Annotated in this window: 20 protein-coding genes; 10 read left to right on the top strand and 10 right to left on the bottom strand. The window is 72.4% G+C overall.

All coding sequences use genetic code 11. The features are described from left to right. The first annotated feature begins 79 nt into the window (after positions 1-79). Together ACZYRU_RS03205 and ACZYRU_RS03200 are read left to right on the top strand one after the other, a co-directional pair. On the top strand, positions 80-874 hold the full coding sequence (locus tag ACZYRU_RS03205; RefSeq protein WP_488955632.1) for an SDR family oxidoreductase: 795 nt from the start codon (positions 80-82) through the stop codon (positions 872-874). A gap of 124 nt (positions 875-998) precedes the next feature. After that, a complete protein-coding gene (locus ACZYRU_RS03200) occupies positions 999-2156 on the top strand; it encodes a sulfotransferase family protein (RefSeq protein ID WP_488955631.1) in 1158 nt (385 codons plus the stop codon). Positions 2157-2171: 15 nt separating this feature from the next. On the opposite strand, the gene ACZYRU_RS03195 is transcribed toward ACZYRU_RS03200, so the two are convergent. Then, the gene (locus tag ACZYRU_RS03195) at positions 2172-2531 is read right to left on the bottom strand and encodes a VOC family protein (protein ID WP_488955630.1); all 360 of its coding nucleotides are present in this window, start codon (positions 2529-2531) and stop codon (positions 2172-2174) included. Between the two features lie 111 nt (positions 2532-2642). Between ACZYRU_RS03195 and ACZYRU_RS03190 the strand changes: the two genes are divergently transcribed. Next, entirely contained in the window at positions 2643-3149 is a 507-nt protein-coding gene (locus ACZYRU_RS03190) for a hypothetical protein (RefSeq protein WP_488955629.1), read from the top strand. Here ACZYRU_RS03190 and ACZYRU_RS03185 read toward each other — a convergent pair. The 3 genes from ACZYRU_RS03185 to ACZYRU_RS03175 are packed head-to-tail and all read right to left on the bottom strand — an operon-like array spanning position 3100 to position 7751. Next, positions 3100-4512 carry a cytochrome P450 gene (locus ACZYRU_RS03185; RefSeq protein ID WP_488955628.1) on the bottom strand — a complete coding sequence of 471 codons (1413 nt, stop codon included), beginning with the start codon at positions 4510-4512 and terminating at the stop codon, positions 3100-3102. The genes ACZYRU_RS03190 and ACZYRU_RS03185 overlap by 50 nt on opposite strands. A 54-nt stretch (positions 4513-4566) precedes the next feature. Beyond that, the gene (locus tag ACZYRU_RS03180) at positions 4567-7545 is read right to left on the bottom strand and encodes a helix-turn-helix transcriptional regulator (RefSeq protein ID WP_488955627.1); all 2979 of its coding nucleotides are present in this window, start codon (positions 7543-7545) and stop codon (positions 4567-4569) included. Between the two features lie 53 nt (positions 7546-7598). Continuing rightward, positions 7599-7751 (bottom strand): hypothetical protein, encoded by a 153-nt coding sequence (locus ACZYRU_RS03175; protein ID WP_488955626.1) that lies wholly within the window; start codon positions 7749-7751, stop codon positions 7599-7601. Between the two features lie 128 nt (positions 7752-7879). On the opposite strand from ACZYRU_RS03175, the gene ACZYRU_RS03170 reads away from it, so the two are divergent. Together ACZYRU_RS03170 and ACZYRU_RS03165 are read left to right on the top strand one after the other, a co-directional pair. Further along, the gene (locus ACZYRU_RS03170) at positions 7880-8530 is read left to right on the top strand and encodes a nitroreductase family protein (protein WP_488955625.1); all 651 of its coding nucleotides are present in this window, start codon (positions 7880-7882) and stop codon (positions 8528-8530) included. Between the two features lie 17 nt (positions 8531-8547). Further along, positions 8548-10488: an ABC transporter ATP-binding protein gene (locus ACZYRU_RS03165; RefSeq protein WP_488955624.1), complete on the top strand. Its 1941-nt coding sequence runs from the start codon at positions 8548-8550 to the stop codon at positions 10486-10488. A 105-nt stretch (positions 10489-10593) separates the two neighbouring features. On the opposite strand, the gene ACZYRU_RS03160 is transcribed toward ACZYRU_RS03165, so the two are convergent. Then, on the bottom strand, positions 10594-11775 hold the full coding sequence (locus tag ACZYRU_RS03160) for a PucR family transcriptional regulator (protein WP_488955623.1): 1182 nt from the start codon (positions 11773-11775) through the stop codon (positions 10594-10596). A 106-nt stretch (positions 11776-11881) separates the two neighbouring features. Here ACZYRU_RS03160 and ACZYRU_RS03155 point away from each other — a divergent pair, with 106 nt between their 5' ends. Together ACZYRU_RS03155 and phaZ are read left to right on the top strand one after the other, a co-directional pair. Next, on the top strand, positions 11882-13573 hold the full coding sequence (locus ACZYRU_RS03155) for a PHA/PHB synthase family protein (RefSeq protein ID WP_488955622.1): 1692 nt from the start codon (positions 11882-11884) through the stop codon (positions 13571-13573). Positions 13574-13584: 11 nt separating this feature from the next. Next, a complete protein-coding gene (gene phaZ, locus ACZYRU_RS03150; RefSeq protein WP_488955621.1) occupies positions 13585-14385 on the top strand; it encodes a poly(3-hydroxyalkanoate) depolymerase in 801 nt (266 codons plus the stop codon). Here the strand turns inward: phaZ and ACZYRU_RS03145 are convergent. Next, entirely contained in the window at positions 14376-14564 is a 189-nt protein-coding gene (locus ACZYRU_RS03145) for a DUF1918 domain-containing protein (protein ID WP_488955620.1), read from the bottom strand. The genes phaZ and ACZYRU_RS03145 overlap by 10 nt on opposite strands. Positions 14565-14620: 56 nt before the next feature. Here ACZYRU_RS03145 and ACZYRU_RS03140 point away from each other — a divergent pair, with 56 nt between their 5' ends. The 3 genes from ACZYRU_RS03140 (at position 14621) to ACZYRU_RS03130 (ending at position 17268) form a co-directional block, all read left to right on the top strand. Next, complete coding sequence (locus tag ACZYRU_RS03140; protein ID WP_488955619.1) at positions 14621-15124, top strand: DnaJ family domain-containing protein; 504 nt, start codon at positions 14621-14623, stop codon at positions 15122-15124. 183 nt (positions 15125-15307) lie between these two features. After that, complete coding sequence (locus tag ACZYRU_RS03135) at positions 15308-16396, top strand: HpcH/HpaI aldolase/citrate lyase family protein (protein WP_488955618.1); 1089 nt, start codon at positions 15308-15310, stop codon at positions 16394-16396. Positions 16397-16401: 5 nt separating this feature from the next. After that, positions 16402-17268, top strand: a complete 867-nt coding sequence (locus ACZYRU_RS03130; RefSeq protein ID WP_488955617.1) for an HpcH/HpaI aldolase/citrate lyase family protein — start codon at positions 16402-16404, stop codon at positions 17266-17268. 7 nt (positions 17269-17275) lie between these two features. Here ACZYRU_RS03130 and ACZYRU_RS03125 read toward each other — a convergent pair whose 3' ends face one another. Genes ACZYRU_RS03125 through ACZYRU_RS03110 form a run of 4 tightly spaced genes read right to left on the bottom strand, consistent with a single transcriptional unit; the run spans position 17276 to position 20623 of the window. Next, positions 17276-17644 carry a GntR family transcriptional regulator gene (locus tag ACZYRU_RS03125; protein WP_488955616.1) on the bottom strand — a complete coding sequence of 123 codons (369 nt, stop codon included), beginning with the start codon at positions 17642-17644 and terminating at the stop codon, positions 17276-17278. Then, positions 17641-18510, bottom strand: coding sequence for a hypothetical protein (locus tag ACZYRU_RS03120; RefSeq protein ID WP_488955615.1), 870 nt, complete (start codon positions 18508-18510; stop codon positions 17641-17643). The genes ACZYRU_RS03125 and ACZYRU_RS03120 overlap by 4 nt, the downstream gene beginning before the upstream one ends. 59 nt (positions 18511-18569) lie before the next feature. Further along, positions 18570-19436, bottom strand: coding sequence for an SGNH/GDSL hydrolase family protein (locus ACZYRU_RS03115; protein WP_488955614.1), 867 nt, complete (start codon positions 19434-19436; stop codon positions 18570-18572). Continuing rightward, positions 19433-20623, bottom strand: coding sequence for a PucR family transcriptional regulator (locus ACZYRU_RS03110; RefSeq protein WP_488955613.1), 1191 nt, complete (start codon positions 20621-20623; stop codon positions 19433-19435). Before ACZYRU_RS03110 ends, ACZYRU_RS03115 begins: the two co-directional genes overlap by 4 nt. Between the last annotated feature and the right edge of the window lie 49 nt (positions 20624-20672).

The raw sequence follows: 20672 nt of genomic DNA, 5'->3' as shown, positions 1-20672 counted from the left end.
CTATTCCGGCGCCCGCTCGCGGAGACGCCTCCGAAAGAACCCCTTCCCCAAAACTGAAACACGTTCTAGTCTGTCCGCCATGGTGGATCTGCTGACGGACAAGGTCATCGTGCTCTCCGGCGTCGGGCCGGGCCTGGGTCGCTCGCTCGGCGAGGAGGCTGCCCGGATGGGCGCCGACCTGGTGCTCGCGAGCCGGACCCCCAAGCGCCTGGAGAAGATGGCGGAGACGGTGCGCTCCTACGGCCGACGCGCACTCGTCGTACCGACCGACATCACCGACGAGGACCAGCGCAAGGCGCTGGTCGAGGCGGCGCTCGACGAGTTCGGCAAGGTCGACTGCCTGATCAACAACGCCTTCGGCATCCCGCCGATGGACCCGATCAGCACCCTCGACCTCGAGGGCCTGCGCAACGCCAACGAGACCAACGTCTTCGCGCCGCTGCGCCTGTCCGCCCTGTTCGCCGACGCCCTCGCGCAGACCGAGGACAAGATCGGCGGCTCGGTGATCATGATCAACTCGTGCGTGATCTACAGCAGCCAGCCGGAGTACTCCGGCTACAAGCTGTCGAAGGGCACCCTGGAGCACCTCGCCCAGTCGCTGGCCACCGAGCTCGGCCCGCGCGGCATCCGGGTCAACAGCGTCGCGCCGTCCTACATCTACGAGGACGTCAACAAGGCCTACTTCGACTGGATCGCCCAGGAGTCGGGGCGCACCCACGAGGACGTGTACGCCGAGAAGGCGGCGCCCACCGACCTCAAGCGGCTCGCCACTCCCGACGAGGTCGCGAAGGCCACCCTGTTCCTCGCCTCCGACCTGGCCTCGGCCGTCACCGGTCAGATGCTGAACGTCGACTGCGGCGAGTTCCACGCATGAGCGACGCCCTGCGGAGCGTCTGCGGCGTTGCCGCCGCTCGACGACCGCTCCGCATCCAAGGTCGCCTTCGCGACGGCGCCTTGCAGCCGCACACGCAGGACGCCGCTCACCAGGAGGTCACGTCATGAGCGAGCCCCGCCAGCGCGCGGACGTCGGCAGCTTCGAGGAGATCTGCGACGCCGCGACGCGCACCACCGGCCTGACCGACTTCGGCTTCGCCGACGCCCCCGGGCACGAGGAGGCGTTCCGGGTGCTGGTCGAGGACCTCGGCTCGGCCGAGGCCGGCCTGACCGGGGTCGGGAACTACTTCATGCGCTCGCAGGTCAAGAGCTCCCTCGTGGCACGCCTGCTCACCCAGGCCCGGTTCACCGAGTTCCCGCAGCACGCCGACGTCGCCATCGAGCGGCCGATCTTCGTGCTCGGCCTCCCCCGCACGGGTACGACGGCCCTGAGCCGCCTGCTCTGCGCCGACCCGGCCAACCAGGGCCTCGAGATGTGGCTGACCGAGTTCCCCCAGCCCCGCCCGCCGCGGGAGACCTGGGAGGACGACCCGATCTTCAACGCCATGCAGGCGGCGTTCCGCGAGCACCACATCACCAACCCGGAGTTCATGGGCATCCACTACTCCGACGCCACCGAGCCCGAGGAGTGCTGGCGCGTGCTGCGCCAGACCGGCAAGTCGATCGGCTTCGAGTCGCTGGCCCACGTGCCGGCGTACTCCCGCTGGCTGGCGACCCAGTCCTGGACCGACGCCTACGAGCGGCACCGCCAGAACCTGCAGCTGATCGGCCTCAACGACCAGGACAAGCGCTGGGTCCTCAAGAACCCCTCGCACCTGATCGCCCTCGACGCGCTGCTCGAGGTCTACCCCGACGCACTGGTCGTGATGACCCAGCGCGACCCGGTCACTTCGGTCGCCTCCGCCTGCTCGCTCTCCGCCGAGGCGACCGAGGGGCACTCGACGACCTTCGTCGGCGAGACCCTGGGCCGCGACCAGCTCGGTCACCTCACCCGCCAGTGGGATGCGTTCTGGCAGGCCCGCGAGAAGGCCGACGAGAGCCAGTTCTTCGACGTCGACTACCGCGGCTTCGTGCAGGACCCGGTCGGCACCGTCGGCGCGATCTACGACGCGTTCGGCCTCACCTGGAGCCCGGCCGCACAGGACGCCGTCCGCAAGCTCGACGAGGAGTCGCGCAGCGGCCCGCGCCGCCCCGCACACCAGTACGACCTCGCGGACTACGGCATCACGGAGGACGAGGTAAGGGAGTCGTTCGCGCGCTGAGCACGCTGCCTCCTCTCACACCCGGCACAGGCAGAACGGGTGTCCCGCCGGGTCGAGGAACACCCGGAAGGACGTGCCGGGTTGGTGGGGGTGCTTGGTCGCGCCGAGCGCGAGCGTCGCCGCCTCGGCCTCGTCGAGGTCGTCGACGTCGACGTCGAGGTGCACCTGCTGGGGCACGTCCTGACCCGGCCAGTCGGGGGCGCGGTAGTCGTCGACCCGCTGCAGCTGGATCGAGCGGTCGCCGGACCAGACCGAGCCCCAGGAGCCGTCCTCCTCCACGTCGGACTCCCAGCCGAGCAGGGCGGCGTAGAAGTCGGCGAGGACGCGGGGGTCAGGGCAGTCGATGACGAACTGCGGGTTGCGTGCGATGGCCATGGACCGAACCTAGGCCGGACCTCCGACAGAGGACCGCCCGTTCACGCTCCTGTCCACAGGCCCGCTGCACCCCTGTTTGTCCACACCCCCGCGCGGCCGAGGCTGCCGCACATGACCACCTCCAGGACCGGCTCCACCACGCCGTCCGTCTCCCTCGCCGTACCTCGCCGCTGGGCCACCTTCGACGACCCCGCGCCGGGCGTCGCCCTCGTCGCCCAGGCCCCCACGCCCACCAGCTCCGGCTTCACGCCCGAGCTCGCCCTGCACACCGGCCCGGTCGACGCCGCCGCCCTGGCCGACTGGCGCCGCGAGGCGATGGCGGCGCTCGCCGTGCAGCTCGACGCCCTCGAGGTCGAGGACACCGACGTGGTGGACCTCGACGGCGAGCCGGTCGGCTACACCCGGTTCTCCCACCGCATCGGTGGGGTCGACGTGGTGTGCGACCAGTGGGCCTGGCTGCACGACGGGGTCGGCGTCACCCTCACCGGGACCGTCGCCCGGGTGGACTACGCCGACTACGCCGACCTGTTCGAGGACGTCGCCGCGACCGTCGAGATCGGCGGCGAGATCAGCGTGCGCGCACCCGGATCCGCGCCCCCCGCCGGGGCACGCTGGTGATGTTGCGGACCTTGGGCACGTCGGTCCCGACCGCGGTGACGTCGTACCGGCGGAACACCTCGCGCAGCACCTCCACGCCCTCCATCAGGGAGAAGCCGGCACCGATGCAGCGACGTACGCCGCCGCCGAACGGGATCCACACGTTGAGCGCGGGGACGTCATCGCCGAGGAAGCGCTCGGGCCGGAACACGTCCGGGTCCGCGAAGTTCGACTCCTGCTGGTGGCTCATGATGATCGACGGCCCGACCGTCGCACCGGCGGGGAGGTCCCAGCCGCCGACGGTGGCCGGCGCCATCAGGGTGCGCACCACCATCGGGATGATCGGGTGCAGCCGCATCGACTCCTTGAGCACCGCCTCCAGCCACGCGTCGTCGCCCTCGTCGACGGCGCGCTGCGTGCGGGCGAGCAGGTCGGGGTTGCGGCCGACCTCGACCAGCGCCCACGAGAGCGCGGAGGCGGTGGTCTCGTGACCCGCCAGCAGCAGGGTCACCAGCTGGTCGCGCAGCTCGGTGTCGTCCAGACCGCTGCCCGGCTCGTCGGAGCCAGCGGAGGCGGTGAGAAGCCGGGACAGTACGTCGGACCGCTCGCCGAGGTCGTGGGCGGCGCGGCGCTCACGGATCTCGGCGTACATCAGCCGGTCCAGCTCGACCTGGTTGTCGACCGTACGACGCCAGGGGCCGAGCTTCTGCAGCCGCGGGTACGCCCAGCCGAGCAGGATCGCCGGGTGGATCTCGACCGTGTGGTTGACCGCCGGACGGAGCTTCGCGAGCCGGGCCTCGTCGGTGACGCCGAAGACGACGCGGAGGATGACCTCGAGGGTCAGCGAGTTCATCCGCTCGAGCGCCCGGAACGGATCACCCTCCCGCCAGGTGTCGACCTCGGCGGCAGCGACCTCGGCCACCAGGCTGCGGTAGCCGCGCAGAGCGTGCCCGAGAAAGGCCGGCATCAGCAGCTTGCGGGCCCGGTGGTGCTCGGTGGAGTCCTGGAGGAGCAGGGAGTGCTCCCCCATGATCGGGCCGAGGATCGCGTTGCCCTTGCCGGCGTGGAAGACCTCCGGGTCGGCGGCGAAGATCTCCTTGGTCACCTCGGGCCGGGTGAACAGCACGAGCGGCCGGTTCCCGGGGATCAGGTTGACCGTGTAGGCGTCGCCGTACCTGCGGTGCAGCCACGGGTGGAACTGGTGCCGGAAGCGCATCAGCGCGACCGTCTGCAGCAGCGCCGGCCAGCGCGGGCCGGGCGGCAGCTGGTCGGCCGGCACCGGCGCCAGGTTGCGGCCGCCGACCACGCTGCCGTGCCGGAACCGCCGCATGGTCAGCTCGCGGGTGTCGCCGTCGTGGCCCGCGCGCTCCGCTTCCATGGTCATGCGAGGGACGCTACGCCGCGGTCGGCACCCCGGCCTCCGCCCACGGTAGGACTTCTACGAGAGGAGACCGTCGCGGCGGGCGATCGCGGCCGCCTCGGTGCGCCCCGCTGCGCCGAGCTTGCCGAGGATGTTGGAGACGTGGACGCTCACCGTCTTGGTGCTGATGAACAGCTGCTTGCCGATCTCGCCGTTGGACCGGCCCTCGGCGACGAGCTCGAGGATCTCCAGCTCCCGCGCGGTCAGCGCGGCGCCACCGGAGTGGCTGGTCGTGCCGGCACCCCGCGCCGCGCCGGGCTCGGCCACGAGGTCGGCCACGAGGAGCGGCGCGCGCAGCCGGTCGGCGAGGGCGCGCGCCTGGTCGGCCTCGTCCCGAGCCCGGGCGGTGTCGCCGACGAGCCGCAGGATCTGCGCGTACGCCGCCCGCACACGGAGCAGCTCGGGGACGTTGCCGACCTTCACGGTGGAGTCGAGCGCCGCCTGCCAGGCGGCGAGCAGCTCGTCGCGGCGAGCCTCGTCACCGCCGGCGAGCCACTGCACCCGGTGGTGCTCGGCGACCAGCCGGTCGGTCCACATCCGGCCCTCCGGGCCCCAGGGGCCGCTGCGCTCGCGGATCGCGGCGAGGACCGCCTCACCGTCGGCGAGCAGCCGGTCGGCCCGGTCCACCAGGCCACGACGCTCGGCAGCGCTGGCCCGCGGCATCGCCCGGGCGATCGCGGCGAGGACGCCGGCGGCGAGCCGGATCCGGCCACCGAAGTACTCGCCCCAGATCCGTCCGAGGACCTCGACCACGTGGTCGTAGACGGCGATCGCGGCAGCCGCGTCGCCGCGGTCGCCGTGGAGCTCGATCTCGGCCCCGGAGCTGTAGACTGCGACACCGCCCTCGTCCTCCCAGAGCGGGCGCAGGGCGAGCAGCCGGTCGAGGACGTCCTCGCCGCGGGCGGCGAGGACCGAGAGCCGGGCGGGCTCGATGATGCCGCGCGGGATCGGCGGGCCGCTGAGCCCGTCGACGACGTCGACGAGTGCGAGCACGTCGTCCCAGTCGCCGAGGAGGTAGCTGATCCGGGTGAGCTGCCAGCGCGACTCGATGCTGAACGGCGCCCACACCAGGCCGGCCTGCTCACCGAGCGCCATGGCCGAGCGGAACCAGCGCGCGGACTGCTCCCAGTCGCCGGAGTCCTGGTAGGACCGGCCGAGCAGCCAGCGGCCGCGGATCTCGGCCTGGAAGGCACCGGCCCGGACGGCGCTGTCGACGGCCGACTCGAGGGTACGACGCAGGGCGTCCTGCTCGGACCCGGCGACGGTCTGCACCCGCAGCCCGCTGAGGGTGGTCACGATGTCGGAGGCCAGCTCGGGCAGGGCGAGCCGCTCGGCCAGGGCCAGCGCCTCGGTCGCGAGCACCTCGGCCTCGTCCTGCTGGTCACGGCGGTAGGCCCCGAGGATCCGGGCGTGCGCGGCCAGCGCCTTGGCCCGCAGCGGACTCTCGCCCTCGGGAGCCAGGGCGAGAGCCTCCGCGGAGATCGCGACCGGGTCGAGCTCCGTCTCGGTCATCGAGAGCACCTCGGCGTGGGTGCTGAGCAGACGCGAGCGGTCGGCCGCGGGGGCGTCGGGCGGCAGCTGCGCGAGCCGCGCGGCGACCAGCTGTCCGGCCCGGACGGCGTTGCCGCCGGTGATCAGCGCGGTGGCAGCACGGACCACCAGCTTGGCGTGGTCGACCTCCAGCCGGGCCACACGCTCCGGGTCCTCGAGCAGCTCGAGCGCCTGCTGGTAGTGGTCGGCCGCCTCGTCGGGGCCGCCCACCGCCATCGCCTCGTCGCCGGCCTCGATGCTGGCCGTGACGGCCCGGTCGAGGTCGTTGGCCCGGCGGGCGTGCCGGGCCAGCTCGGCCGACGTACCGCCGGCGGCGCCGCTCGACAGCGCAGCGACGTAGCGGGCGTGCAGCCGGACCCGCTCGCCCGGCAGCAGGTCGTCGTAGATCGCCTCGCCGAGCAGCGCGTGGCGGAAGGCGTAGAGATGTCCGCCCACCTCGAGGACGTTCATCTCGACGGCCTGGCGGATGCCGGAGTCGAGCTGGTCGACCGGGACGTCAGCCGTCGCGGCGAGCAGGTCATGGGTGACCCGGCGCCCGGCGACGCTCGCGACCCGGACGACGTGGCGGGCCTCCTCGGAGAGGCGGTCGAGCCGGACCAGCAGCAGGTCGGCCAGATCGCCGGGCACGTCGCCCTCGGCGCAGGACCCCGAGGCGACGAGCTCCTCGACGAAGAAGGCGTTGCCCTCGGCACGCTCGACGATCCGGTTGACGGAGCGCTCGTCGAGGCCGGTCGGGGCGAGCTCGCCCACCAGCGCCCGCACGGCCTCCGCCGGCAGCGGGCCGAGGCCGAGGCGCCCGACCTGCGGCAGCCGGGTCCACTCGGCGACCTGGCGGCGCAGCGGGTGCCGGCGGTGCAGGTCGTCGGAGCGGTACGACGCCACGATGGCCACCGGCCGCGCGAAGGCACGGGTGAACAGGAACCCGAGCATGTCGCGGGTCGACTGGTCGGCCCAGTGCAGGTCCTCGACCACCAGCAGCACCGGCGCCTCGGTGGCCGCCGCCTCGAGCAGCGCGTGCACGGCCACGAAGGTGTCGCCGCGGTCGGCGCCGCGGCTGTGCTCGTCGGACGACTCGTCGCCGACCACGCGCGTGCGCCGCCCGGGCTGGAGCCGGGTCAGCGCCGGGTGGATCGCCGCGACCGCCTCGACCAGCTCGGGGTGGCTGGCGTCGAGCCGGCCCAGCACCTCGCTGAAGGGGAGGTAGGGCAGGGCGCTGTCGCCGAAGTCGAGACAGTGCCCGGCCAGCACCTGCCAGCCGCTGTCGAGGGCATGGTCGCGCAGTGCACGCAGCAGCCGGGTCTTGCCGACGCCGGCGTCGCCGGACAGCAGCACCGCTCGCCGGGACGTCCCGGCCTCGGCGGCGCTGACGGCGTCGTCGAGCACGGCGATCGCCTCGGCGAGCTCGGTGTCACGCCCGACCATGGTCAGGCTGCTGTGTGCGGCCACGGGCACCATCATGGCGCCCGCCACCGACAGGGTGGACAAGGAGTGGTGACCGGTCAGCGCGTGTGACGCTCGACGCTGGGGTCGGTGGCGGCGATCCGCCGCAGCCAGGAGGTGCGGCTGCGCCCCGCCCGGCTGGCGGCCATGCCGCGGGCCGCCTGCTGGCGGCGGTACTCGTTCTCTGCGTTGAGGTAGTAGTTGCTGCTCATGACGTAGAGACTCGTCCTCTGAGGTAGTCCCCCACATCGGACACGTTCCCTATGTTCGGGTCCCGCCCTACCTCAGGTTCCGGGCCGCGCGCCTCAGACCGCCTCAGACGCACCCCTAGGCTGGCCCCGTGGAGTTCGCCGAGGTGGTACGCCGACGCCGGATGACGCGCGCCTACACCTCCACTCCGGTCGACCCCGCCGTGATCGAGCGGGCGCTCGACCACGCCACCCGCGCACCGAGCGCCGGCTTCTCGCAGGGCTGGGCGTTCGTCGTGCTCGACACCCCGCAGAGCGTGCGCGGGTTCTGGGAGGCGCAGGCCGACACGTCCGCGCCCGACCGCTGGCTGGCCGGGATGATGAGCGCGCCCGTGGTGGTCGTGCCGTGCAGCCGCCGCGACGCCTACCTCGACCGGTACGCCGAAGCGGACAAGCGCCGGGCCGGTCTGGGTGACCACGACGCCGACCGGTGGGCGATGCCCTACTGGCACCTCGACACCGCGATGGCCTCCCTGCTGCTGCTCCAGTCGGTGACCGACGCCGGCCTCGGCGCCTGCTTCTTCGGGCTGGTCCCCGGCCGGGTCGACGCGGTGAAGCAGGCCCTCGGCCTGGTCGACACCGACGACGTGGAGGCCCCGCACCCGATCGGCGCGATCACCATCGGCCACCCGGCCCCGCGCGCGACCGGCGCCCAGGGCTCGGCGACCCGGCGACGTCGTACACCGTGGCAGGAGGTGGCCCACCGCGGCCGCTGGGGTGCCGGCTGGGAGCAGGGCGCCTGATGCGACCGAGTCCTGTCGTGACCCACCTGACCACCGCCGACCTGCGCAAGCGCGAGCCGGTGCTGCCCCGGATCGCCCACCTGCTGCGGCCCTACCGCGGCAAGATCGGGCTCGTCCTGGTCGCGGTGCTCGCCGCGGCGGCGCTGCAGACGATGGTGCCCTTCCTGACCCGGGCGGTGTTCGACAACGCCCTGTTCCCCCTCGACGGCGGCGGACCGGACCTGCACCTGCTGGCCTGGCTGATCGCCGGCATGTGCGCGATCCCGGTGGTCGCGGCGCTGATCGGCATCGTGCAGATGTGGCTGACCTCGACGGTCGGGAACTCCGCGATGGCCGACCTGCGCGGCGACCTCTTCGAGCACCTGCAGAAGATGGAGCTGGCGTTCTTCACCGCCACCAAGACGGGCGCGATCCAGTCCCGGCTGGCCAACGACGTCGCCGGCGTACGCACCGTCCTCACCGACACCGCGACCACGATCGTGCAGAACTCGGTCACCGTGAGCGCGGCGTTCGTGTCGATGATCGTGCTGTCGTGGCAGCTGACCCTGCTCACGCTGTTCCTGATGCCGCTGTTCGTCGGCCTGCAGTTCCGGGTCGGGCGCGCGCGGCAGCGCCTCGCGCGTCGTACCCAGGAATCGCTCTCGGAGATGACCGCCATCACCGAGGAAGCCCTGTCGGTGAGCGGGATCCTGCTCGCGAAGGTCTTCAACCGGGCCGAGTCGGAGGTCGAGCGCTACCGCGAGGCCAACCGCCGGCAGACCCGGTTGCAGGTCGACCAGGCGATGACCGGCCGCACCTTCTTCGCGATGGTGCAGACCTTCTTCGCGATCACGCCCGCGCTGATCTACCTGGTCGCCGGCTGGATCATCACCGGCCACGTCCCCGTCGGCGCCGACACGATCACCGCCGGCACCCTGGTCGCGTTCACGACACTGCAGAGCCGGCTGCAGATGCCGCTGCTCCAGCTGATGCGCGTGACGCTCGACGTGCAGACCTCGATGGCGTTGTTCCGCCGGATCTTCGAGTACCTCGACCTCGAGCCCGCGATCACCGAGCGTCCCGGCGCGATCGCCCTCGACCCCGACCAGCTGCAGGGGCGGGTCGAGCTGCGCGGCGTCCGGTTCCGCTACCCCGAGCCGCGCTCGCTGTCCGGCACCGTCAACCGCGACCGGTTCGGCGAGACGGGGGTGCGGATCGAGGACGACGAGGAGCGGCCGACCGGATCGACCTGGGCGCTCGACGACGTGTCCCTGGTGGTCGAGCCCGGTCAGCTCGCCGCGATCGTGGGCCCGTCGGGCAGCGGCAAGACCACGGCGACGTACCTCGTCCCCCGGTTCTACGACGTCACCGAGGGCGCCGTCCTCATCGACGGGCACGACGTCCGCGACCTCACCCTCTCCTCGCTCGCCGACGCGGTCGGGATGGTCACCCAGGAGCCGTACCTGTTCCACGGCACGATCCGCGACAACATCGCCTACGCCCGACCCGACGCGAGCTCGGAGGAGATCGTGCAGGCGGCCCGCGACGCCAACATCCACGACCGGATCATGGGCTTCCCGGAGGGCTACGAGACGATCACCGGCGAGCGCGGCTACCGGCTCTCCGGTGGTGAGAAGCAGCGCCTCGCGATCGCCCGGGTGCTGCTCAAGGACCCGCGGATCCTGATCCTCGACGAGGCCACCTCCGCCCTGGACAACGAGACCGAGCGGCTCGTCCAGGAGGCGCTCGAGCGCGCCACCCGCTCACGCACCACGATCGCCATCGCCCACCGGCTCTCCACGATCCGCTCCGCCGACGTCATCTTCGGCCTCGAGGACGGACACCTGGTCGAGCAGGGCACCCACGACGACCTGCTGCTGGCCGGCGGCCTCTACAAGCGGCTGTACGACGAGCAGTTCTCCCGCACCCCCGCCGGCACCCCCTGGTGCGACCCGCGCCGCGCCGACGTCCCGCTGTAGCTCTGCAGGAATCACCGCTTCAGCGGCGAAATATGCGCTTACTGACCGTTGCAACGGTCAACAAGCGAGGGAATCACCTCTGAAGAGGCGATTCCTGCACCCTGCTCACCCGAGCCCGAGGATCCGCACGCACTCCAGCGCGACATAGAGCTCGGCGGCGTCGACGGGCCGGGCCAGGTCGCGGCCGGTGACCTCCTCGAGGCGCCGGATCCGGTAGCGCACGGTGTTGCGGTGCACGTGCAGCTCGCGGGCGGCGGTCGAGGTGGAGCCGCCGGCGGCGAGCCAGGCACGGGCCGTCGCGAAGACCACCGCCCGGTCGTCCTCGGGCAGCGCCATGACCGGTGCGAGCACGGCGTCGACGAGCACCCGGGCCTGGTCCGGGCTCCCCGCCAGCAGTACGGCGAGCGGGTCGGCGCCGAACCGGCCGACCACCGCAGCGCCGGGCGAGACTGCGGCACAGGCCACCCGGGCCTGGCGCCGCGCCTCCTGGATGTCGTCGAGCCGGCCGACGACGGTGCTGACCCCGACCCGGGCCCGGGCGAGGCCGGCGAGGAGCTCGACCAGGTGCTCGGCGCCGAAGCCGAACCGGAGCGCGACGACACCCTCCTGGTGGTCGTGGTCGAGCCGCCAGGCCGAGCGCACGTTGGCGCGCCGCAGCGCCCGCTCCACGTCGGGCAGGCCCTCGGCGCCGGGCGTCGGCGACTCAGCCGACACCACGACGTACTCGGTGGCCCGGCCGAGGTCGAGCATGCCGGCCGTCTCGCCGACGTACGCCGTGGCGCCGGCATCCCCGTCGAGGAGCGAGCCGACGAGCACGGCGCGCATCTGCCCGTCGCGGCGGGCGCGGTCGGCCAGGGCGCGGCGGTAGGCGTCGGTGACGTCGGCCGCGAGCTGGTCGCTGACCGCCCAGATGTCGGCGGCGGCGAGCAGCAGGCGGTCGCGGTCCTCGGGGTCGGCCCGCTCGACGAGCACTTCCCAGATGAACCGCGAGCCGACCCGGAAGGCCTGCAGCACCATCGCGTACGGGACGCCCTGCTCGGCCCGGGTCGTGCCGGTCTCGGTGGGCGTCTCGGTGGCCGCGACGTCGCCCGCCAGGTTGCCGAGGATGTAGCGGGCGTTGACCGTGCACGACGCAACGAGCTCCTCGTGGGTCACGATCTCGCCGCCGTCGTACACCGGGATCTCGTCCCGGATCCGCTGGGCCATCGCCGCACCGAGCTGGTCCGACTCCGGCAGCAGCCGCGCACTGAGCTTGCGCACCTCGGCGTTCACGTCCGGTCCACTCACAGGACCGAGACTAGGGCTCGCGTTGTGCATGCGCACACACGATCGCCCGGATTCTCGGTGCCCACGGCCGAAGCGCCGCCCCGCCCCCGAGGACGACAGTTGAGGCATGAGCTCCTCGACCACCACCCGCCTGGCCGACACCGCCGCTCCCCTCGACGTACTCCTCGTCGACGCTGCCCTCGGCCCGGTCCGCCGCTTCCTGCCCGACATGTCCACCGCCCGGTGGGCCGTGTCCCTCGCCCGCCGCCCGCGGACGACCGCCCGTCGCCTCGGCGCCCTGGCCGGCGAGACCGCCAAGGTCGTCGTCGGTACGTCGGACGTCACCCCCAAGCGCGGCGACCGCCGCTTCACCGACACGGCCTGGACCGAGAACCCGCTGCTGCGGCGCCTGGTGCAGGTCTACCTCGCCGGCGGCCGCACGGTCGACCAGCTCGTCGCGGACGCCGACCTCGACCCGCGCGACCGCAAGCGGGTCCGGTTCCTGGTCGAGAACGTCGTCGAGGCGATGTCGCCGAGCAACGTGCCACTGGTCAACCCGGCCTCCGCCAAGGCCGTCATCGACACCGCCGGGCTGAGCCTGGTCCGCGGCGGCACCCAGCTGGTCAAGGACCTCGCCTCCTCGCCGCGGGTGCCCGAGATGGTCGACACCTCCGGCTTCACCCTCGGCGAGAACATCGCCGCGACGCCGGGCTCGGTGGTGTTCCGCAACGAGGTGCTGGAGCTGATCCAGTACGTGCCGCAGTGCGACGAGGTGCACGAGGTGCCGGTGATGATCGTGCCGCCGACGATCAACAAGTTCTACGCGATCGACCTGTCGCCGGGCCGCAGCCTGGTCGAGTTCAGCACGCAGAACCTCCGCCAGATGTTCGTCATCTCGTGGCGCAACCCGGACGCCCGCCACTCCGCATGGAACTTCGACACGTACGTCGGCTCGATCCTCGAGGCCCTCGACGCGGTCGAGGAGATCACCGGCAGTGCGCAGACGGTGCTCGCCGGCATCTGCTCGGGCGGCATCCTCGCGAGCATCACCGCGGCGTACCTCGCCGGCATCGGCCGCCAGGACCGCCTCGCCGGCGTCGTGCTCGCCGTGACCGTGATCGACAACCAGGACGCCGGCACGGTCGGGGCACTCAGCGACCCGCGGATGGCCGCGCTGGCCAAGGCCCGCTCGGCCCAGAAGGGCTTCCTCGACGGCCGCTCGCTGGCCGAGGTGTTCGCGTGGCTGCGGCCCAGCGACCTGATCTGGAACTACTGGGTCAACAACTACCTGCTCGGCAGGAAGCCCCCGGCCTTCGACATCCTGTTCTGGAACGCCGACACCACACGGATGTCCGCGGGCCTGCACGCCGACTTCGTCGACATGGCGGTCGAGAACCAGCTCACGCGCGCCGGCGCCCTGACCGTGCTGGGGCAGCCGATCGACCTCGGCAAGATCACCGTCGACAGCTACGTCGTCGCCGGCATCGCCGACCACATCACGCCGTGGGAGAACTGCTACCGGACCACTCAGCTGTTCGGCGGGAAGACCCGGTTCATCCTGTCGACCAGCGGCCACATCGCCGCCCTGGTGAACCCGCCGGGCAACCCGAGGGCGACCTTCCACACCAACGACGAGCACGGCCCCGACGCGAAGGCCTGGCTGACCGGCGCCGAGACCCACCAGGGCTCGTGGTGGAACGACGTCGCGCAGTGGCTCGACGAGCGCTGCGGCGCCCTCAAGCCCGCGCCCGAGGAGATGGGCTCGACCCGGCTGCAGCCGCTGGCCGAGGCCCCCGGCACCTACGTCTTCGACAAGTGAGGTCACCTGCGTTGGAGCTGCGCCAGCTCACCGTCCTCGGCCACGAGATCCGGGCCTCGGTCCGCCCCGGTACCGAGCCCGGGCCGCCCCTGCTGCTGTGCAACGGGATCGGGGCCAGCCTCGACCTGCTCCAGCCGTTCGTCGACGCACTCGATCCCCGCATCGGGGTGGTCCGCTTCGACGTACCCGGCGTCGGCGGCTCCCCCAACCCCAAGCTGCCCTACAACTTCCCCCTGCTCACGCTCGGCGTCGGGGCGATGATGACGCAGCTCGGGTACGACGAGTACGACGTCCTCGGAATCTCGTGGGGCGGCGGGCTCGCCCAGCAGATCGCCTTCCAGCAGCCCCGCCGCTGCCGGCGCCTGGTCCTGGTCAGCACCGCCACCGGCTCGATCATGGTCCCCGCTCCCCCGAGCGTGCTGCGCAAGATGGTGACGCCCCAGCGCTACCGCGACGCCGACTACGCCGTCCAGGTCGCCGCCGAGCTGTACGGCGGCCAGATGCGCGACCGGCCCGACGACGTACGACGCCTCATGCATGCCCACTCCCGGGTCGGCTCCCGCCGCGGGTACCTGCTCCAGCTGCTCGCCGGCGCCGGGTGGTCCAGTCTGCCGGGCCTGCCGTTCATCCGGCAGCCCACGCTGATCCTCGCCGGCGACGACGACCCGATCATCCCGCTGGTCAATGCCCGGATCATGCGCGCGCTGCTGCCGAACGCGCGGCTGCACGTCTACCCCGACGGGCACCTCGGCCTGGTCACCAGCGCGGACACGCTGGCGCCCCTGGTCGCGGACTTCCTGCGTCAGCCCTGAGCCGGCACCACGTGGGCGTCGGCCCCGGGGAAGGCCAGCGACTCGTGGCCGTCCTCCCAGCGGACGAGGTACGGCGGTCCGCCGTCCTGCCCGCGCACCTCGAGGACCTCCGCCTCGCGGCGGTGCGCTGAATCGGTGTGTGCCTCCACGACCAGGCGATCTCCTACCTTCGCGTGCATCCCTCCACGATCCTCCGCACCGGGCAGGGCTGCAAGGGGCGCGGCATAGTGGAGGCATGGAGGAGGAGCACCCGGCCCCCGATCCCCGCGTGGAGAGGACTGCCGCCCGCGCCCGGATCGAGCAGCAGCAGACCTGGGTGGACCTCCAGGTGCGCCAGGCGATGGAGCGCGGCGACTTCGACGACCTGCCCGGCGCCGGCAAGCCGATCCCCGACCTCGGCACCACCCACGACCCCGACTGGTGGGTCAAGCGCCTCGTCGAGCGCGAGCACGTCATCGTGCTCCCGCCCTCCCTCCAGCTCCGCAAGGACGACGCTGAGCTCGACGCCGCACTCGACCGGCTCGGGTCGGAGCGCGAGGCGCGCTCCTTCGTCGAGGACTTCAACGCCCGGGTCCTGCGCGCCCGCTACACCCCGGTCGACGGCCCGCCGCTGATCACCATGCCGCGCGACGTCGAGGAGACGATCGCCGGCTGGCACGAGCGCCGCGCCGCCCGCCGGCGGGCCGTTCCCGCTGCTCCCGCGCCCGAGCACCGCCGCCGTTGGTGGCGGCGGAGTTGACGACGGCCGCCGCCAGCGGCACGAACGATCCACTGTTCGCCGTTGAAAGACCGCCCGCAGGCCCGATCAGCCCGAACGGTGGATCGTTGGGGACGGGCCGCGCGGGCGCCCGGAAAAGCACCTGCGTCTCGCGAGACATCCGTCATACCCGGACAGGGTGACTCACGGGTAGGTTCAGCAGACGTGAGCCACAAGAGTGCCAAGGACTTCTTCCGACCGCTGGCCGTGGGTGCGCCGCAGCCGCTGCGCGAGATCCCCGCCCGGCCGAGCCGCGCGATCCACTTCTTCGATCCCAGCAACGAAAAGATGGCCGCGAAGATCCCCGCGATGGTCGGCACGGTCGACGTGCTCCTGGGCAACCTCGAGGACGCCGTCAAGGCCGACAACAAGGTCGCCGCGCGCGAGGGCCTGGTCAAGATCGCCCAGGACACCGACTTCGGCCCGACCCAGCTGTGGACGCGGATCAACGCGCTCGACAGCCCCTGGGTGCTCGACGACCTCACCACGCTGGTGCCGGCGATCGGCGAGAAGCTCGACGTGATCATGGTCCCGAAGGTGCAGGGCGCCGAGGACATCCACTACGTCGACCGGATCCTGGCCCAGCTCGAGGCCAAGGCCGGCATCACCAAGCCGATCCTGATCCACGCGATCCTCGAGACCGCGCGCGGCGTGGCCAACGTCGAGGAGATCTGCGGCGCCTCCCCGCGCATGCAGGGCCTCTCGCTCGGCCCGGCCGACCTCGCGGCCGACCGCAAGATGAAGACCACCCGCGTCGGCGGCGGACACCCCGGCTACCTCGTGCGCGAGGACGCGCCGCGGGGCGCGGACGGGCTGCCCGACCTCGACGCGAAGCGCGCGATCTTCCAGCAGGACCTGTGGCACTACACGATCGCCAAGATGGTCGACGCCTGCGCGACCCACGGCATCTACCCCTACTACGGGCCGTTCGGCGACATCAAGGACACCGTCGCGTGCGAGGACCAGTTCCGCAACGCATTCCTCCTCGGCTGCGTCGGCACCTGGTCGCTGCACCCCGTGCAGATCAAGATCGCCAACCGGGTGTTCTCGCCGAGCGTCGAGGACATCGCCCACGCCCGTCGCGTGGTCGCCGCCATGGGTGACGGCACCGGCGCGGTCATGATCGACGGCAAGATGGAGGACGACGCCTCCCTCAAGCAGTGCCTGGTCCTCGTCGAGCTCGCCGAGAAGCTGGCCGAGATCGACCCCGACCTGAAGGCGACGTACGACGCCATCGAGACCCCGGAGGCCTGAGAAAGATGACCGACTTCAAGCCGCTGCGCTCCGTCCTCTACATGCCCAGCTCCAACGAGCGGGCGCTGGAGAAGGCGAAGACGCTGCCCGCCGACGCGATCATCTTCGACCTCGAGGACGCCGTGGCTCCCGACGCCAAGGTGGCCGCCCGCGCGGCGGCCGCTGCCGCCGTGCAGTCCGGTGAGTACGGCAGCCGCCACCTCATCATCCGGGTCAACGGCATCGGCACCGAGTGGCACGACGACGACATCCGCGACGCCGCGCAGGCCGGCCCGGACGTCATCCTGGTCCCCAAGGTGAACTCCGCCGAGGAGGTCTACGAGCTCGTGGACGCCCTCGCCGCGGCCGGCGCGCCGGAGAGGACCACGCTCTGGGCGATGGTCGAGACCCCGATCGGCATGCTCAACGCGCTCTCGATCGCCACCGCGTCCGAGCGCCTCACCGGATTCGTGATGGGCACCAACGACCTCGTCAAGGAGCTGTACGCCGAGCACGTGCCCGGCCGCCAGCCCGTGATCACCGGCCTCGGCCTGGCCCTGCTGGCCGCCCGTGCCGCCGGCATCGTCATCATCGACGGCGTCTACAACGACGTGAAGAACGTCGACGGCTTCCTCGCCGAGGTCGAGCAGGGCCGCCAGATGGGCTTCGACGGCAAGACCCTGATCCACCCCGGCCAGGTCGAGGGCGCCAACGCCGGGTTCGCCCCGAGCGAGCAGGCCGTCGAGGACGCCCGGGGCCTGATCCAGGCCTGGGAGGACGGCAAGGGCGCCGGTGTCGTCACCTACAACGGCAAGATGGTGGAGAACCTCCACGTCGAGTCCGCCGAGCGCACGCTCTCGATCCACGAGGCGATCCGGGCCCTCCAGGCCTGAACCCCGCTCACGCCCGCCTGGTCGGGGGCTGCACTCCGAGCAGCCCCCGGACCAGCTGGAGCGACCTGCCGTCCTCGATGCCGAGCGCCCGCACCCGCTCGACGTACTGCAGCGCGGCCTCGCGGGCCGCCCGCTCGACGCCCGACCCCGCGACGAAGCTGCCCGCCCGTCCTCGGGTCTCGATCAGACCGGCGGCCTCGAGCTCCCGGTAGGCCCGGGCGACCGTGTTGACGGCGACGCCGAGATCCTCGGCAAGGCGGCGCACCGTCGGGAGGCGGTTGCCCGGATCGAGGTCACCGCCCTCGATCTGCGCCGCGAGCTGGGAGCGGATCTGCTCGTACGGCGGCAGCGGCCCCGCGGGGTCGAGGGTGATCATCGGGCGACGCTCCCCGGGACGGGCTCGCCGCGGTACAGCACCCGCCCGGGTTCGAGGGTCGGCCACAGCCGTCGCCGGAACCGGTCGCGCGGCGTCGACACTGCCGCGAAGACGAAGACCATGCCGCCGTGGAACCAGAAACCGTCGCGCCACGCCCCGGCCTCGGTGGCGAGCCGCGACACGGCGCTGACGAGCATGAGGAACGACGGCATGAGCAGGGGCAGTGCCGACGTGAGGTGCCGCGATCGCCACGCGTCCTGGACATAGAGATGGGCGGCGTCCATCGCCGGCTCCGGACGTCGGCAGACCAGCGCGGCGTAGACGGGCCCGAGGGCGAGCACGACACCGAGCGTCACCGCGCCGACCAGCACCCCGATCGCGCGCGCGTCTGCGTCCGCTCCCTCCGCACGCAGGACGTGGACCGCATAGCCGGCCACCGCGAAGGCTGCGAGCGCCGACCCGATCCACCCTGCGACGGCGATCGGGCTGACGAAGTCGAGCAGGCCCGCGACCCGGGCGCGGGCGACGCTCGGCCGCCCGGACGGGCCGCGGAGCTCCCTGCCGGCGTGCGCCAGCCGGACAACGGCGACCACCGTCATCGCCAGCACCGCCGACACGAGGAGGGCGGTGTTCACCTCGACGACGGGCGAGAACACCAGTAGGCCGCTCGTGGCGAGGGCGAGCCACACCGCCGTCAGCCGGCGCTCGCGCAGGACGGCGCGGTCGACGGCGGCCACCAGATCGGGGTCGACCCACGCGCCGTACTCGTAGGCGAAGGCAGTGCCCAGGCGCTGGACCCGCCGACGTGACGGGAAGGCCATCACCCCGGCGACGGCGAACAGGACTGCCGCAACGACCCAGACCATGGGCCAATGATACAGAAGTCTCCTCTGTAGCAACACGTTCCCTGCTACAGAGCTGCGGATCAGTGCAGTGCGGCGACCAGCAGGTCGGTGACGACCGCCTGCTCCCGGGCGTACGGGTGGTACTCCAGTCCCGCCTGCCCGGGGATGATCCCGGCGATCCAGGGATCGGTGGCGCAGATGTCGTGGCCATCGGTGGCGGCCCAGACGTCGACGTACTCGACGCCCGCCTGGTCCGCGGCCGCGGCGAGGCCGTCGTTGATCCGGCCGACCAGCTCGCGCGCGAACGGGTAGTCGCCGCGCGCCAGCGGCAGCAGCGGGCAGGTGCCGGTCTCCGGGAAGAGGGCCGGGTAGCCGACCACGACGATCGTGGCCTTCGGCGCGCGCTCCTGGACCGCCTCGATCGACTCGACCATCCGGGTGGGCAGCTTGCCGATCTGGCGCTCCACCTTCGAGCGGAAGGACGCGCCCTCCGCCGTGCACGGGGCGCCGTCGCGGTCCTTGACGGCCTTGCCGACGCAGGTCGTCACGAGCTCGGAGAAGATCTTGCCGTCGTTGCCGCCGATGCCGATCGTGACCAGGTCGGTCGACGAGCTCAGTGCGTCGAGCTGGGGCGGCACCGGCTCACCGTTCGGCGGCGTCTGCGACTCGGTCAGGTCGGCACTGGTCGCGCCACCGCAGGTGACGTCGGTCAGGTCGAGCCCGAGCCGCTCGGCCAGCTGGTGCGGGTAGTTGCCCTTCGTCTGCTCGCAGCCGACCGGACCCGTGCTCGGACCGAGTCGCGGCCCGGCCGAGTAGGAGTCCCCGAGGGCGACGTACGACGACCCGCTCGGCACCGTGCCCGAGCGGTCGATCTTCGACTTCGGCGGGTCCGAGCACCCGGCAAGCAGGACAGCGGCCACGACCAGCAGGGAGGCGGCACGCCTCATCTGCTCACCTCCTCGACCCCGAGAGCAATGGTCAGGGCCAAGACCGTATCGGGATCCTCCAACCGGTCGCCGAACAGGTCCCGGACCTGCGTCATCCGGTACCGGATCGTCTGCGGGTGCACGAACAGCGCAGCAGCGACGTCGTCGCGGCGTCCCTGGTGCAGCAGCCAGGCGCGCAGGGTCTCGCGCAGCTTGGCGGCGGCGGCCGGGCGCAGCTCGTCGAGCGGGGCGAGGACGCTGGCCCGCAGGTCGGCCAGTGCTTGGGGGTCCGCGGTCAGCACGAGTCGCGGGAGGTGCCGCTCGGTGTCGCCGGTGAGGCCGAGGGCCCGGGCCCGGACGGCGCGGTCGTAGGACTCGCGGACGGCGACCCATGGCCGGGCCGGTCCGACCAGTGCGTCGCGGTCGCGCACCGCGCGCAGCAGCGTCGCCCGGCGGCGGTCGTGCGCGTCGGGGACCATCAGCAGCGCAGCGCCGTCGAGATCGGGCAGGTCCGTGGTGAGCAGGGTCCCGCGGCGCAGCACCTGCAGCAGCGTGCCGGCCTGCGACTCCGCGACGAGGACGGCGGTCAGCGTGGCCGGGGGCGTCCACTCGGCCCGCTCGGCGGAGGCGAGCACGGTGGCCTCGGGGGCGCCGGTCAGCAGGTGCCGGGCGAGCCGCTCGACCATCCGCTGCCGGATCCGGCCCTCGCTGGCCGACTCGTCGCGGTGCCCCGCCACGCTCGCCGCCGACAGCTCGTCGATGTAGGCGAACACCAGCTCGGCGAAGGACGCCATGGTCGCCGGGTCGATGCCCTGCTCGACCGCCTTGGTCGACAGGTGCCGCCAGGAGACCCGGGCCCCGATCCGGTACGCCGAGAGCAGCGCGTCCGCCGTACGCCCGCTCCGGACCTCACCGCGCCCCAGCTGGTAGGCCCCGTCGACCGCCGAGGAGCGCGGCGGCATCGCGTCCGGCCCCCGCGAGTCGCTGATGAGGGACAGGAAGCCGCCGAGAGCGACCTGGACCGCGCCGCGGATGGTCTCGCCCATCGGCCCGCTGAACGCGTCCTCGTACGGCGGGACTTCCCGGATGATCTGGTCGACGACGTCGTCGGCGACCCGTGCGAGCTCGCCGCGCAGTGCGACGACGGTCTCCGGCGGGAGCAGCGCGCTCTCGTCGGACCGCGTCCTGCGCAACTCGCGACGAGGCATCGGCACCTTCTTTGTCTCTCAGGTACAAAACCAGCGAGTAGATTCACCG

It is taken from the genome of Nocardioides sp. F233, from assembly GCF_057813895.1.
Note: the sequence above shows the minus strand (reverse complement) of the source record. Positions and strands in the feature narration are given on the sequence as shown.